General features: G+C 58.3%; 11 protein-coding genes. 2 read left to right on the top strand and 9 right to left on the bottom strand.

What is annotated here, in order from left to right; all coding sequences use genetic code 11:
• Positions 1–11: 11 nt before the first annotated feature.
• Positions 12–2,684: a CHASE2 domain-containing protein gene (locus ACH3PB_RS05655; protein WP_416398467.1), complete on the top strand. Its 2,673-nt coding sequence runs from the start codon at positions 12–14 to the stop codon at positions 2,682–2,684.
• Here the strand turns inward: ACH3PB_RS05655 and ACH3PB_RS05650 are convergent.
• Positions 2,658–3,254 (bottom strand): hypothetical protein, encoded by a 597-nt coding sequence (locus tag ACH3PB_RS05650; protein WP_416398466.1) that lies wholly within the window; start codon positions 3,252–3,254, stop codon positions 2,658–2,660. The genes ACH3PB_RS05655 and ACH3PB_RS05650 overlap by 27 nt on opposite strands.
• Before the next feature lie 183 nt (positions 3,255–3,437).
• Here ACH3PB_RS05650 and ACH3PB_RS05645 point away from each other — a divergent pair, with 183 nt between their 5' ends.
• The gene (locus ACH3PB_RS05645) at positions 3,438–4,826 is read left to right on the top strand and encodes a WS/DGAT/MGAT family O-acyltransferase (protein WP_416398465.1); all 1,389 of its coding nucleotides are present in this window, start codon (positions 3,438–3,440) and stop codon (positions 4,824–4,826) included.
• A 12-nt stretch (positions 4,827–4,838) separates the two neighbouring features.
• On the opposite strand, the gene astB is transcribed toward ACH3PB_RS05645, so the two are convergent.
• The 8 genes from astB to lptF all read right to left on the bottom strand — a co-directional run bounded on the left by astB (position 4,839) and on the right by lptF (position 15,182).
• Entirely contained in the window at positions 4,839–6,209 is a 1,371-nt protein-coding gene (gene astB / locus ACH3PB_RS05640; RefSeq protein WP_416398464.1) for an N-succinylarginine dihydrolase, read from the bottom strand.
• Between the two features lie 49 nt (positions 6,210–6,258).
• Complete coding sequence (gene astD, locus ACH3PB_RS05635) at positions 6,259–7,677, bottom strand: succinylglutamate-semialdehyde dehydrogenase (RefSeq protein WP_416398463.1); 1,419 nt, start codon at positions 7,675–7,677, stop codon at positions 6,259–6,261.
• Complete coding sequence (astA, locus tag ACH3PB_RS05630; RefSeq protein ID WP_416398462.1) at positions 7,658–8,878, bottom strand: arginine N-succinyltransferase; 1,221 nt, start codon at positions 8,876–8,878, stop codon at positions 7,658–7,660. The genes astD and astA overlap by 20 nt, the downstream gene beginning before the upstream one ends.
• Positions 8,879–8,920: 42 nt before the next feature.
• A complete protein-coding gene (locus ACH3PB_RS05625; RefSeq protein WP_416398461.1) occupies positions 8,921–10,006 on the bottom strand; it encodes an arginine N-succinyltransferase in 1,086 nt (361 codons plus the stop codon).
• Entirely contained in the window at positions 10,006–11,247 is a 1,242-nt protein-coding gene (locus tag ACH3PB_RS05620; RefSeq protein ID WP_416398460.1) for an aspartate aminotransferase family protein, read from the bottom strand. Before ACH3PB_RS05620 ends, ACH3PB_RS05625 begins: the two co-directional genes overlap by 1 nt.
• Before the next feature lie 74 nt (positions 11,248–11,321).
• Positions 11,322–12,917 (bottom strand): phytoene desaturase family protein, encoded by a 1,596-nt coding sequence (locus ACH3PB_RS05615; RefSeq protein WP_416398459.1) that lies wholly within the window; start codon positions 12,915–12,917, stop codon positions 11,322–11,324.
• A 43-nt stretch (positions 12,918–12,960) separates the two neighbouring features.
• Positions 12,961–14,037: an LPS export ABC transporter permease LptG gene (gene lptG / locus ACH3PB_RS05610; protein WP_416398458.1), complete on the bottom strand. Its 1,077-nt coding sequence runs from the start codon at positions 14,035–14,037 to the stop codon at positions 12,961–12,963.
• Entirely contained in the window at positions 14,034–15,182 is a 1,149-nt protein-coding gene (lptF, locus tag ACH3PB_RS05605; RefSeq protein ID WP_416398457.1) for an LPS export ABC transporter permease LptF, read from the bottom strand. Before lptF ends, lptG begins: the two co-directional genes overlap by 4 nt.
• Positions 15,183–15,200 lie beyond the last annotated feature (18 nt).

The following is a 15,200-nucleotide window of genomic DNA, read 5'->3' as shown; positions in this document are numbered from 1 at the left end:
TAGCAGGTCAGATGTCTCTCACCACCCGTCATGTGAGTCAGCCGCCAGTGCGTCGCATGTTGCTCGAGCCGCTGTTGCTCGGCCTGCTGCTTATCGGTCTCTACGGCACATTGAGCTACTCAGCCTTATTCGAAAAACTCGACCTGTTCGCTCTTGATCTCGCACTTGCGAATGCCCCACCACTGATGATGCTGCACAGTGAACTGGTCGCTATCGATGAGCGCAGCATTCGTCAGATCGGACCGTGGCCGTGGTCGCGCGAGGTGCATGCGAGCCTGGTCGACAGGCTCACGGAAGCTGGGGCGGATGTCGTTGTCTTCGACGTCCTGTTCAGTGAGCCACGCGATGGCGACAGCCGCCTGGAGTCTAGCTTCAGAGCGCATGGACGCATCGTGCTCCCGATGCATACCGACGGCGACTACGGCGTCCTGCCACTGGCACCGCTCCGCAAATCGAGCGCGCGAGTTGGCCTCACTGAAGTTGCGCTGGATATCGACGGCATTGCCCGGCGCAGCCCCCGCAGCCGCACCTTCCGGGCATCGGAGCTCGTGAACATGGCGCTCGATTCGAGTACCGCGCAGGCAAGCTGGTATACCTTCGGGTCGCTCGCTGACGCTGCCTGGCAGCTCAAGACAGGCCGAACGAACGAAGCGTCTGATCCTCGCAAGGCAGAGGCTGGCGACGGCGAGATCCTGCCACGCCTCGCCCGCAATGCCCAACGATCCTGGTCGTACGTGGATGCCTTGAAGCCCCAGGCGCTGCCTGACCTGACCGGTCGTGCCGTGTTCGTAGGCTCGAGCAGTCCCGGGCTGGGCGATACGCTCTCTGTTGCCGACACCGCTCGCAGTCGAAGTGTGCCCGGCGTGGTGTATCATCGGGCCACTTTCGAGGCGCTCGCGCAACAGCGGCTTATTTCACCGGCGGACAAGCGGCTGGAGTACTTGATTGCCGTTATCGCCATAGCCATCGTCGTGGCTGCGCTGGTTCTGCTGCCAGCCAGTGTCAGTCTGATGTGGGTGCTCCTGAGTGCCGCCATTCTCATGTCGCTCTCAATGCTCACCCTGCAGAGTCTGCAGGTCTGGCTCGCACCGTCAGCAATCATCGCAGTGCTGTTGACGGCCTATCCAATCTGGAGCTGGCGTCGGCTCACCCGGACCTCGCGCTATCTGCAGCAGGAAATTCTGCGCCTGTCGATACAGCCACAGCTCTATGAACTCACCGGTCGTCGTGGTCGGGATAGTAGCCACTGGATCGGAGATGTCTGCAGGTTCTTTCAGCCACTACACTATTCCGTTATTGAGCACATCGACGAGTCGATACCGAAAAGGGCTCTGAATGAGGAACAGCTTGTCGAGGCCGATATCGACCTCGTGGAGCTCAGCTTTGAGCTGACACCGACGAACAGCCAGGGCAAGACAGGCGGCAATTCACGCGTGCATATGCAGTTTTCCGGTGATCGACGGGATGAACTGCCCGAAATGCAGCACCATCTGGCGACGATGCTCAACACATCGAAGACCTCAGCCGCTGATCGGGAAATCAGCAGCTGGCAGCTTGGGAGCAGCGAACGGCAGATTCAGACCATCCGCACAGCCATCGAAAATCTCGGGCAATTGAACAGCTTTGCCAGAACGATCATCAATGAGGTTTCAGATGGCATTGCGGTCATTGGTCCTACCGGGTGCATCGTACTACTGAACAAGCGGGCACGACAGATTCTGGGCGGTCGCGTCCGTCATGGCGATCCGCTCAGCGATCACCTGCCCGAGTCACGTCTGGTCAGTCGCGCCGACTGGGCAGAGGCCCTGCGCCAGGCCATTCTTACCCAAACCGTTCTCAAGCGGGAAGTATCCGCAGCGAACCTGGCCTATATCGTGTCGATCTCACCATTTCGACCTGACACCCAAACCGCCACCGGTGCCGTCGTTAGTCTAACTGACATATTTCCTGTGCATGAGGCTCAGAAGGACCGGCTGGAAGCGATCAATTTCGTGTCTCACGATATTCGTTCGCCGCTGGCTGCTCAGCTGGCGACCTTCGATGCGCTGGACGAGCTGCTCTGCTCGATTGACGACAGCAATCAGGCAGAGCAGCTTCAGGTCGCGCATCGGCGCATAGGCGATGCACGGCGACTGGCGCAGAAGAGCCTGTCGATGGCAGAAGAGTTCATACAGCTTGCGAAACTCGAGTCACTGGTGATCGTGGAGCGCAGTGAAGTTTGCCTGCAGGACCTGATGGACAATGCAGCCGATGCTGTGTACGCACTGGCCGAAAGGCATCATGTGAAGCTGCAGCGGGTTAGCAGAAACGATGAGGAACTCTGGGTGTACTGTGCGCCAGCCCTGATAGAACGTGCACTCGTCAACCTGCTGACCAATGCCATCAAACATAGCGCTTCCGGAGCCAGCGTCGGGCTCGACTGCTTCCGCACCGATAACGATTTCTGCCTGCAGATAAGCGACCAGGGCGAGGGCATTGCAGAAGAGGAGCTGGGGCATCTTTTCGAGGCCTTCAGCCGCACCCGAGCCTCAGAGCGGGAAATGATACCCGGCACAGGTCTCGGCCTGCGCATGGTCCAGGTCATCGTGCAGAAACATGGTGGTCACGTCAGTGTCCAGTCCAGTCTGGGCTCCGGCTGTCGCTTCACCATTTGTCTATCAGTTCGCGCCAACTCGCTTCTGTAAGCGCTTGATCAGTTCGGCCATGGCCATACTGATCTTTTCGGCCGCAGCGGGTTCGTGAGCGAGGGTCAGCCACTCCGAAGTTTCATCAACAGGATCATTGATCCAGCACTTGCGATTGCGTGCATCGCACTGATAGCCGACGTATGGGTCGATGCCGCTGAGGTCGAGTGAGATCGAGCCGTGGGTCGCTGCACCAGCTTTACGATAGTCGCTGGTTCGCACGACGAGCGCTCGGCTATCACTTACATCAAGCTGATACACCAGCCCCTGGGGCTTTTCAAGATCGACGATCCGCTCCTGGCTGTACGCATGTGAGCGAAGCATCGCATTGAGGTGCTGCAGTAGTGCGCTTACGGCGTCATTGGTCAGGTAGAGCTGTTTGAGGTTTTCGACCTGACGCTCGGACTCCCGCTCGATGGCATCGACCGGCGTCTGCTCGGGGCTGACAAGCTCCGGCGCCGCCTGGGCGCCTGAACTGATCGCCAGCGGTGTAAGCAGCAGTAATGGCAACAAGGTCCTCAGCAACGCCGATACCCGATATCGGGGGCTCGTTTGACTCAGGTTCAGCATGGCTTCATCCTCAACATCTTGATAAAGGGTTCGTTAGCACCGTAGTTTACCAGCGAGTTGGCAGGCATAGCCATGATCTGATTCATGACGCTGCACAGAGCCTGAGCAGGAGATACCTTCTTCCAGCTGCGCTGATCACCGTATAATCGGCCCAGGCTCGAACAACAAGACAAGGGAACACGCATGAAAGCACTCAGCCCAGTAGACCAGATGTTCCTCTGGCTGGAAAAAAGAACCCAGCCAATGCATGTTGGTGGGCTCATGATCTTCTCTTTTCCGGAAGGTGCCGGACCAGGCTATATCACCAGGCTTGCAGAAGAGATGCGCAGCTATAGAGAGCCGAAACCGCCGTTCAATCTTCGCCTCAGACTGCGCTTTGGTCAGTATTACTGGGAAGAGGACCAGCACTTCGATCTCGACCACCACTTCCAGCATGAGGCACTGCCCAAGCCGGGGCGTATACGTGAACTGCTATCCCTGGTGTCGGCCAATCATGGCACCTTGATGGATCGTGAGCGTCCATTGTGGGAAAGCCATCTTATCGAGGGCATCCGGGGCAAACGGTTCGCTTTCTACCACAAGGCGCACCACAGTATGGTGGACGGTATTGCCGCAATGCGGATGATGCTGCGATCACAGGATTACGATCCAGCCAAACGTGGTAAGCCACCAATCTGGGCGATAAACCCCAAGCTTGCCCAGCGCAGCGAAATGCTCACCGGCGGCGATTTGATCCATAGCATACGCCATCTCGCAGGGGACGCTGGCAAGCAGATTGCCACGGTACCGAAGCTGGCAACTGAGTTGACACGCACCCTCGTGAAGGCGCGCAAACACGAGGACATGGTCTCGCTGTTCCAGGCTCCGAATTCCATCCTGAACCAGAGGATTACCGGCTCGCGCCGTTTTGCTGCACAGTCGATACAACTCAGCCGGATCAAGGTCATTGCCAAACGTAACCGCGCCACCCTGAACGATGTTCTGGTGGCAGCCTGTGGCAGTGCCCTGCGCCACTACCTCCTCAGTCAGAACGCCCTGCCGGACCGGCCGCTGATTGCCATGGTTCCCATGTCGATCCGCAAGGACGACAGCGAGAGCGGCAATCAGATCGCCATGATACTGGCCAATCTTGGCACCGACATCGCAGACCCGATCGATCGTCTCCAGCGTGTGAAGGGCTCGATCGACGAGGCGAAGAGCCGCTTCAGCCGCATGACACCGGAAGAGGTTCTGAACTACACCGCCCTCACCCTTGCGCCATCAGGTCTGAATATCCTCACCGGGCTCGCGCCACAGTGGCAGGCTTTCAATGTGGTCATCTCGAATGTACCAGGACCCGAAAAGGCCATGTACTGGAACGGCGCCATGCTCGAAGGCATTTATCCGGTATCGATTCCGGTCGACCATGTCGCGCTGAACATCACCATGCTCAGTTATCGGGATCAGGTCGAATTCGGCTTTACTGCCTGCCGCCGGACACTGCCGTCGATGCAGCGCCTGCTGGATTATCTCGAAGCGGGCGTCACGGAGCTGGAGGGGACCGGCGTCAGAAAGCGCCGCGTCCAGTCCTGATCGGGCGCCGGCTCAGCGCTGGAAGTCGTAGATGGGCCCGAGCTCGAGCAAGGTCGTGAGCTCATCGAGGGCTGTCTGACTCTCTTTCAGCAGCTCAGGATCCGCAAGGTCTCTGGCGCTGAGGCGGTCACGATAGTGTCGCTTGACCCAGTCGCTCAAGGTCCTGTGTCTCGCGTGATCGATCAGACAGGCCGCGTTGGCCGCCGCGAGCTCATCAGGTGTAAGCACGACACGCAGTCGAAGACAGGCAGGCCCGCCGCCATTGAGCATGCTCTGGGTGAGATCGGCATATATCACTTCCCTGATCGGCTGCGACTGATCGTCCACGAGCTTGAGCAGGTACTGGTGTACACGTGGATTCCGCTCGCACTCGACAGGCACCAGGAGGCTCATGCTGTCGTCATCCCGTGACAATAGTTGTGAATTAAACAGATATGAAGACACGGCATCCTCGACGGAAACCGCTTCTGACCTCACCCGGATTGGCGTAAAGGCCGGACCTGTGCTGGCGCAGCGCGAGTAAGCGAGCTTTAAATCATTCAGGCATCGCGTCTCATCATGAAAGGCCTGCTCGTGATAGAACAGGACCTGCCTGTTGCCGACCGCGATGACATCGTTATGGAAGACGCCCGCGTCGATGACTGCAGGATTCTGCAGCGCGAACACGCACTGTCCAGCCGTCAGTCCGTGCTGGCGCGCTACGGCCTGTGAGGCCTCCAGTGTCTGCCGAGCATGAAATCGTGACGGACGTGGTGAGTCGACATTGAAGCCCTCACGACCGTAGACGAAAAAGTGAACTCCCGGCTTGCCATACTCCGCACAGAGTCGAGTATGGTTGGCAGCGCCCTCATCACCGAATTCGGCAACGCCTGGCAGTGCCTCGTGATGTGCGAAATGGCGCTCATCCCTGAAGGTGGCAGCCAATGCACGCCCACTGGTGAGATGCTCGAAGGAGCGGTGGAACTTGGCGTTGAGATTGGCCGGCGTGAAGTGTACTCGGCCGTCTGAGCTATCCGCCGAGGGCGTCACGGTTGCCGCATTGGCTGTCCACATCGACGATGCCGATGTGAGACTACCCAGCAGATAAGGGGCCTGAGCCTGCACATCTTCCAGTACCCGGGCATCTGAACCCGAGAAGCCCAGGCGCCGCGCCATACTGAGTGCCGGTCTGAAATGAGGCGGTAACACACCCTGGACCAGCCCAGCATCAGCCAGTCTGAGCATCTTGTCGAGACCTTGCAGTGCTGCATCGCGAGGATTCGATACGGCCTGTCTGTTCGATGTCGACGCGACATTGCCAGAGGATAAGCCACTGTAACTATGGGTCGGCCCTACTAGACCATCATAGTTAGCTTCTGTTGCCTGACTGTTAGCTGGCTGCATGGAACTCCTGCTCGATAAGAAAGTGGCTACTCGACAACACTGCCCGCTATCAGCCTGCGCCTGGCAGCATGAGTCCGATTGGCGGAGTAGACGGCAGGGCCGCCTGCTCGTCGATCATCGACGCGACCGGGTAAGCGCAATAATCAGCAGCATAAAAGGCACTGGGGCGATGATTGCCGCTTGCGCCCACACCACCGAACGGCGCACCACTACTGGCGCCTGTCAGCGGCTTGTTCCAGTTGAATATGCCGACATGGCTGGCCTCGTAGGCCGCCTCGTAGCGCTCGCGATCGTCAGTGATGATGCCACCAGCGAGACCGAACACCGTAGCATTCGCCAGTCTGAGCGCTTCATCGAAACTGTCGTAACGTTGCACCTGCAACAGGGGACCGAACACCTCGCGGTCTGGCAGCTCGCGGATCGCCGTCACATCGATGATGCCTGGGCTGAGGAAAGCCCTGTTATCGTGAATATGGCTGCTTTCGAGCAGCGGCACGCCACCGAGGCTTATGAGCTCAGCCTGGGCTGCGAGCACCTGATCTGCCGCTCTTTCGCTGATCAACCGACCCATGAATGGTTGCGGTTCCTGATCGTAGTCGCCGATCTGAATACTTTGAGTCGCCGCCTTGAGCGCCTCCAGAAAGCGATCACCAATGGCACCTTTCTCCACAACCAGGCGCCTGCTACAGGTGCAGCGCTGCCCTGCGCTCAGAAAAGCTGACTGCAGCGTCATCATCACAGCCGCGTCCTGAGGAAATGGCGATGCGATGATCAATGCGTTGTTGCCACCCATCTCTAGCGCGAGAATCTTGTTTGGATGAGCGCCATACTGCTCATGGATGATGGCACCGGTCGTACTGCTACCGGTAAAGAGCAGACCATTGATGCCATGATGGGCCGCCAGCGCCTTGCCCGTCTGAGGGCCGCCGTGGACGACATTCAACACGCCATCCGGCAGGCCCGCCGCCATCCAGCCACGATGCATGAAGTCGCCGAAGCGCGGCGTCAGCTCGCTGGGCTTGAAAATAATAGTGTTACCCGCAAGCAGCGCCGGCACGATATGTCCGTTAGGCAGATGCCCGGGAAAATTATAGGGGCCAAAGACAGCCAGTACACCGTGTGGCCGGTGTCGGAGTACCGAGGTGCCGGCTGGCGTGTCGGTCGCTTTCTCCGGTGTGCGTTCGTGATAGGCACGGATCGAAATTTCCACCTTGCCGATCATGGCCTGAACTTCAGTACGCGATTCCCACAGCGGCTTTCCGGTTTCTTTGCCGATGGCCTGAGCCGCCTCTTCGAGATGCTCGCCAAGCCACTTTGCATAACGCCGGCAAACATCGGCGCGAGCTTCGAAATTCTGGGCGGCCCAAGGCTTCAGCGCATCACGCGCCCGCTCGACAGCCGCATCGACCTGCTGTCCATCTTCCATGCCTCCGGGTAGAGGCGCCGAATCAACTGACTGGCTTGTCATCTATTTGCTCCACATGTGTGTTGCGATCGATCTGAATACCGTGCTGACTGTTGAGCACTGGCTTGAGTCTTGTGATCAACAGAGGCAGGTCGAGCCAGTCGATCTTTGCAGATTCGGCTGCGGACCGCAGCTCGCGGGTCAACAGCGTATCGAACAGTGCGCCCTGCAGGCCATGATTATCGGTATCAGTGACGAGCTGATCGAGCATGGCCAGATCGCTTAGGCGAACACGGAAGTCCCCCATGGCGAACGGCAGCCCAAGCGCCTTGAGTGCTGACGGATCCGGCGCCACCATGACCGCGGTTTCACCGGGTTCTGTATCGGGCAGCTCCAAAAACGGTCGTATTGAAGCCAATTCACGCAGAGTCGCCGCCTGTGTTCGCTCGACGGCATCGATACTTGCGAGCTCCGCCTCTACACAAGGTCCGCCATCGAAAATATCGATCATGTTGTTCTTGCGGAAGCCTTCAGCCTCAAGCATCCGCAGCGCCGGCATCGTATCTCTGTGCACCTGGGAAATGCAGTCGCGCGCCGCCTCGTTCAGGAAGACCGTGTAAATCGGATGCCTGGGCATGAGCTCGGCTATGAAGGCCTTGTTGCCGGTGCCACTGAGGTAGTCCGCCTGCGGGAACTCGAAATGAAAGAAGTGTTCGCCCAGGGCTTCCCAGAATGGCGAATGCCCCTCATCGTCAGATTGCCCTCGCATCTCGGCAAAAACCCGGGAGTCGAACTGCTCTGCATACGCCGCGAGGAACAGAAAACGGCACTTCGAAAGAAAGCTGCCACATGGTGTGCGCCGTGCGGATTTGCGGCAGTCGGGGTGCAGTAGCAAGGAGCAGATCTCGGTAGCGCCGGTCATATCGTTGCTGAGGTGGAGCGTCTGCATACGCTTGTGCAGATGCATTTCCTTCGAGGCAGTGACAGTCTGCGACACCCGATAGTTGTACCAGACCTCATCGAGGCCGACACTGGCCTTTACGCCACAAACACCGAGCATATGATCGGCGTCTGTATCCTGCAGCGCGAAGAGATAGTCGGCTTCGGCGTGACTACGCTTGCCAGCGAATGAGTCTACCGAGGTTGCAATTCGCTGCAGCAGGCGGGCTCGATCTGACGGTAACGAGGTCACGCCGATGCCGGCAGCTGTCGCCAGTTCGACCATCTGGTCGAGATCTTCCATCTGAATCGGACGTATCAGCATGATGCTAGCTCCAGAACGCTGGAGAGGAGACGCGTCGGTTGGTCAACTGAGTTCATAAGCGGCCTGTCCCGGTCTGATGCGCGAGTAAAACAAGGTATCGTTCTCTGCTAGTCGAAGTGCATCTGCATCCTGCTTACGGATACGTTGCACGTCACCCAGACCCTCGGTCATCTGAATGAGCGTCGCACGAAAATCCGTGAGATCTCCATTCATACCGATGTAGGCCGCGCCCATCGCTGCGCCCTGTCCGCCTGAGGCATATTTGCCACCGGAACTGAGTCGTACCTGCTTGGCGACAACCTGCTGGCCTTTCACGAGCCGTTCAGTTGGTGCCTCAAGCACCGGGCCAGCATCGAAAATATCGACATACTGGCTCAGTTCGAAACCCTGACTTTGAAGGAATCGCATGTTCGGCGCAGCCTGCTCGTGCGGGAGACCGATAACTGCCCTCGCCTCTTCATGCAATAACGGAAGATAAAGTGGCGTAGCTGGCATCAACTCGGCGATGAAGGTCTTGCCCAGTGTGGCGACGTGCTGATCAGCTTCCATGAAATCGATATCGAAAAAATGTCTGCCGACATTTTCCCAGAACGGTGACGTGCCGGGATAGCGGCCATGATCCACGGCGACGCCCTGGATTTCGACGATGCAACGGCGTTGAAAGCGCTCCCTGCAGTGGTGCATGTAAAGCAGCCTCGCTCGCGACAGGAGATCACGATATTCAGTGGCCTTCAGCCGATTAGCGAGGGTGAATGACGATAACAGCGTAGCGTTACTGAGATCATGGGCAAGACTGAGGATCTGGACCGGATTGTAGACGCCGTGTGCTTTGGAGGCGTGGATGATTTCGTCGAGTCGATAGTTGTAGAACGGTACTTCAGCGCCGGCCACGGTACTCAGTCCCGCCGTACCAAGCACCTCCCGATGCTCCTCGTCATACAGGACGAAGATGAAGCGCTCCGAGCCCTTGAGCTCGGCGTCGTGACGGAAGCTCTGCACCGACTGTTCGATTCGGCGGCCGAGCCATTCACGGTCGGTGGGTAACGAAGAGATCGGTGCTTCGCTCTCGAAGATCAACTTTTCGATGCCCGGCTGATCACCAGCCTGGACTGGCCGCACGATAATCATCAGGCTGCTCCGGCTTCTGCGTCCAGCTTGGCAATGGTCTTTTCTATTGCGCCGGCGAAGCGGGCCATACCTTCATCGATATCGGCTTCAGGAATGATGAGGCTCGGTGCAAATCGCATGACGCTCGTGCCAGCGACCAACACCATGACGCCAGCTTCAAGCCCAGCCTGCATGAAGTCGCGGGCCTTGCCCTCGAACCGATCCTGCAACTGGGCACCCAGCAAAAGGCCCATGCCGCGAACTTCCTTGAAGATGTCGAAACGCTGGTTGATGGCTTCGAGACTGGTACGGAACTGCTCACTGCGGGCACTGACGCCCTTGAGCACCTCCGGACGCGTGACGATCTCGATGACTTTGGAAGCCACGGCACATGCGAGGGGGTTACCACCATAGGTGCTGCCGTGGGTACCCACCTTGAAGCTGCCGGCCACCTTGTCGGTACACAGCATTGCCGCCACTGGGAAGCCGCCACCAAGGCCCTTGGCCGTGCTGAGAATATCGGGCTTGACGCCATAGTGTTCGTAGGCGTAAAGGAATCCGCTGCGGCCAACGCCGGACTGCACTTCATCAAAAATCAGCAGGGCATCATGCTTGTCGCACAACTCCCGGGCCTTGTGCAGGAAAGTAGCACAGGCTGGCGTCACGCCACCCTCGCCCTGTATCGGCTCCACCACAAAGGCGCAGGTCTGCGGACCAATGGCCGCCTCCAGAGCGCTACAGCTATTGAAGGGAACGTGGCTGATTCCGCCAGGCACTGGCTCAAAGCCTTCACGGTACTTCATCTGCCCGCCCACACTGACTGTGAAGAGCGTGCGGCCATGGAAACTGTTGTCGCAGGCAACGATCTCGTGCTTGCCTTCACCGAAGGTATCCCAGGCATAGCGACGCGCCAGTTTGAAAGCCGCTTCATTAGCCTCCGCGCCGCTGTTCGCGAAGAGCACCTTATCGGCGAAGGTTAGCCCGGTCAGCTGTTTCGCGAGCTTCAGTGCCGGCTCATTGGCCAGCACGTTACTCAGGTGCCACAGTTTACTGCCTTGCTCATGCAGAACTGCAACAAGCTCCGGATGGGCATGCCCAAGCGAAGTTACTGCAATGCCGCCAGCAAAATCTATGAACTCGCGATCGGACTGATCCCATACGCGGGAGCCTTCGCCGCGCACCGGAATGATAGAACCCGGTGAATAGTTAGGAACCATATAGGCATCGAAATCAGATCGCTGGGGCGCGACAGGCTTGTTCATTTCAGCTTTTCCCGTTAACTGGACACTGCCCTATTGTGTGCCGTAGACACTCGAAATGCCAGCCGGCTCTCATACTAAAAACGCAGGACCGACAGATGGGCCAGACTTTCAAGGCCGAGGACCACTGAAGCCGTCAGCATGCCTGCCCTCGCAGCGCCGCCAAGTCCGGCCGTCACGACATCCGATCCGGTCAAATACAGATTCGATACCGGCGTCTGCGGATGCAACACACTTTCGCGGAATCGTGCCGGCGTATGCGCCAATCCAAACATTTCACCCTGGATGTTATTGAGAAAGTGGCGGGTCGACAAGGGCGTGGAGAGCTCGGAAAAATCGAGTGCTGCTTCAAGATCCGGTCTGACCTTAAGCAACTGGCTCAGGAGTCTATCGGTAAAGACGCTCTTGAGTTGATCATACCCATCGCCTCGCTGGTTCCAGGTGGTCTGCGCCCAGTTGTCAAACCACTCGCAGCGTGCCGGCACGAGCACCTGCGCAGTGGAACGTCCGGGATACTGGTCTGGCCAGCTCACTGCACGTGACGATGGAAACGTAATATGAGTGAGCGGCAATGGTGCACCCGGGTCCTTGTCGAACGCGGCGAGGTTTTCGTCATGGCGGGGGCTGGGGCTCAGCCAGTAAGTCTGCTGCGAGAGCCCCAGCGTCTGGGCATCGCCCTTCAAGCCAATGAAGAGCGCCAGGTGCCCGGTAGACAGCTTAAGGTGACCGAGCCGGCTGAACAGGCTGTTTTGCAGGAATTCTGAACGCGGGAGGAGCTGCAGCGTCGGCAGCAGGCCCGCGCCGCTAATGATTATCGGCGCACGGATCTGCTCACTCGAATCCACTACGACACCAACAGCCTTACGACCATTAAGCGTGATGGCATTGACCTTGGCGTAGGTGAACACATCGCCACCGGCAGCTTCGATAGTAGGAATGATGCTATCGGCAATAGCCCAGCCGCCACCCTGTGGGCAAGCTCGCCCGGAAAAGAAGTGACTGACCGCCAGCGCATGCATCAGAAAAGCGGACTGCGCAGGTGGAAGGCCGTAGTTGCCCCAGCGACTCGTCAGGACGCTTGCCAGCATCTGGTTACCGGTCAGCGAATTCATGACCTCAGCTGTTGTCTGCCAGGCCCAGGCAGGCAAACCGACCCGCCGCCACAGCTCGGCAACCGCGGCATATGGCTTGCGCAGCGCCTGCCATGCATACAATTGACGAGTGCGACCAGCCAGGTCATCAACCATCGAGATGTATCGGTCGATCGCCTTGTGCTCGAGCGGAAAGTAGGCTTTCAGATTCGAGCGCAGCGCCTCCCGACCAGCTGGCAGTGAATAGTGCTGATCATTGATATAGACCTGATCTTCATTATCAGGCAGCGCAGTCCATTGCAGCCGACCTGAGCTGACCATATCGAAGAGCCGACGCAACTGATCGGTACTCCGCAGTACGCCGCCGATGGCGTTGACACCGATATCCCATTCATAGCCGGCACGCTCGAAGGTCTGCGTCAGGCCGCCAGTGGTGTAGTGCTGCTCGAGCACACACACACGACGGTTGCGAAGCGCAAGCAGCGCGGCGCAAACCAGCGAGCCAATACCTGACCCGATGATGATGACATCATACTGGCTGTCAGCCGACCCTGGCCTGAACCGCTTGCCTGTTCGCTTCAACCGATACCAACTCCTGACAACTGTCTAATCGACACAGAATGAATCAGCGCACCCGCCGCAATAGCACAATACCAATAACAGCACTCACGATAATGGGCGTCAGCGTGGCGATTATTGGGTTGAAGCCGAAGACCAGGCTCGCGGGGCCCAGCAGATCCTGGGCATATTTGAACAGAAGTCCGACGATGATTCCGCAAAAAACGCGAAAGCCCATGGTCACCGAGCGTAAAGGACCGAAAATGAAGGAGATGGCTATGAGCACGAGCACGGCTGTGGCGGCTGGTTGCAGCACCTTCTTCCAGAATGCCATCGCATACTCGCTGGCATCAAGCGCCTGCGCCCGGAGGTAGTTCATGTAGGTGTAGAGCCCCTTGATGGACAGGTACTCTGGCTTGACGATCAGCACCTTCAAGACGCCAGGTGTAAGGCCTGTTTGCCAGTCCCGGCTTTGTTCGAAGCGACTGCTCGTGCGGCTGCCTTCGAAACTTGTGGTACTCACCTCCAACAGCTGCCAGTTACCGCTGTCATACACCGCGCGCCTGGCAAAACTTGCGCTCTGCAAACGGTTGTTGACATCGAGCTCGAACAGACTCACGCCATAGAGCGTGCCGTCGAGCTGTACGGCGTTGAAGTGCATATAGGACTCGCCCTCGCGGTGCCAGACGCCGCTGCTCGAAGCCAGGTTGTCGGACGCGCCCTGCTGTACCGCCTTCTGGGTTTGCGCACGCTGCTCGGTATAGGGGGCAACATATTCACCGATGAGCAGCCCTGCTACGACCACGACCAGCGCGGGCTTCATGGCCATCCAGATCAGGCGGGCGATGGACACACCCGCCGACCGCATGACCGTGAGTTCGGAACTGTTGGCGAGTGTACCCAGGCCGACAAGACTGCCGATGAACGCTGCGAGTGGCAGATAGTCATAAATGCGCCGGGGCACGGTGAGCAACATGAACTCGAGTGCCTGCGGAAACTGGTAGCTGTTCTTGAGATCATCCGTTTCAGCGATGAATGCAAACACCAGGTCCAGCGCAAGCACGATAAACAGCACGACCATCATTGCCCCCGCCACCGTCAAGGTGACGTAGCGGTTGAGCAGCTTACCGTTAGAAAGAATCATTCACCCGCTCCTGTCTGCGGCGGGAATTGTGCATAGGCAGGTGGAAGCGTCTTCTTGCTGCCGAACAGTCGCTGCAGCAGCTTCGGTCCGAATATCATGAACAAGGCAAGGATAAAGAACGCAATGTGAACAACCCAGAGCCCGAGCCATTCAGGCAAACGCTCCTTCTCCAGTTGCTTGCGCGCGACAATGAGCAGACCGAGATAAGCCAGATAGACCAGCATGGCCGGCAGCAGATGGAAGAATCGGCCCTGACGCGGATTCACCCTGGACATGGCAATGGCAATGAGTGCCACAACGGGAACCAGCAGCGGCAGTGATAGCCGCCATTGCAATAGCGCCTCATGCTCAGGGGTCGCGGAGCGCCAGAGCGATGCCGTCGGCAGCCCTTCGATCTGCTCGCGCTTGCGGCCTTCAAGGGAATCCGTGAGCTTCAGCCCGTAGTCCTGATAAGTCACGACCGAATAATCGCTGCGACCGGGCTGGCCATCATAGCGGGCGCCGTCGTCGAGAATGATGTAGCGAGTGCCGGTTTCAGGCATGATTTCCTGCCGTCCCCGCTCGGCTACCAGAACGGCAATCGTTCCGTCCGTTTCATCTCGCTCGGCAATGAATACCGATTGCATCTCGGTCTTGTCTGCCGACAGCGACTCGGTATAGGTTACGCGGTTCCCGTCTCTGAGACTCTGGAAACGGCCAGGCACCAATAGCTCGAACTCGGTGACCTTGCTCTGCTCATAGAAAATCCGCTCGACGTGTCTCACGCCCCAGGGGCTCATATACAGGCTCAGTGCCGCAACGATGGCCATGACAACCGAAGCCGGAATCATGGTGATGACCACGAGCTGTTGCGGGCTCATCCCACAGGCGCTGAGTACCGTCATCTCGCTTTCCATGTACATCCGGCCATACGCGAGCAGGATACCGAGGAAGAAAGCCAGCGGCAGGATGAGCTCGAGGAAACCAGGCAGACGGTAACCCATCACGGCGAACAGTACGTCTGCCGAGAAACGTCCCGAGGCGACATCTGCCAGATAGCGAATGAAACGGCCGCTCATGAATATCAACAGCAGGATCAGCGTGACCGCTGCCATACTGGTCAGCAACTGGCGCGATATATAGCGCGCAATGATGGCGTGACTCATTCAGACGAGTGTCTTTGA

This window comes from Allohahella sp. A8, from assembly GCF_047946665.1.
In the GTDB taxonomy this organism is placed as follows: Bacteria; Pseudomonadota; Gammaproteobacteria; order Pseudomonadales; family Oleiphilaceae; genus Allohahella.
Note: the sequence above shows the minus strand (reverse complement) of the source record. Positions and strands in the feature narration are given on the sequence as shown.